The organism is Pelomicrobium sp. G1, assembly GCF_051905455.1.
Taxonomy (GTDB): Bacteria; Pseudomonadota; Gammaproteobacteria; order Burkholderiales; family UBA6910; genus Pelomicrobium.
In genome coordinates, this window is record NZ_JBQACR010000394.1 from 1 (window position 1) to 263 (window position 263).

Genomic DNA, 263 nt, shown 5'->3' on the forward strand with positions numbered 1-263 from the left:
TTCTGGAATCTTTGGCTATCTCTGGACCCGGGGCAGCCCCGCCACCCGCCAGCCGCCCACCTTGTTGCGGTGGCCCTGGGGGTCCCGGTCCCCCTCGAAGCCCTCCAGCACGTTGTAGCACTGGGCGTAGCCCAGCCTTTTCGCCAAGGCCGCCGCATGGTGGGAGCGGCCGCCGCTGCGGCAGATGAACATGACGCGGGCTTTTTTGCCCACCTGCCGCTCGAGTTCCTCGGCGAAGCGGGGATTGAGCTGCATGCTGGGAT

The 263-nt window shown here is 67.3% G+C and carries 1 protein-coding gene; it reads right to left on the reverse strand.

Going from position 1 to position 263, the window contains the following annotated elements:
* Positions 1–15: 15 nt before the first annotated feature.
* A partial coding sequence (locus ACTFO6_RS18970; protein ID WP_439935898.1) for a rhodanese-like domain-containing protein occupies positions 16–263 on the reverse strand: 248 nt, incomplete at its 5' end.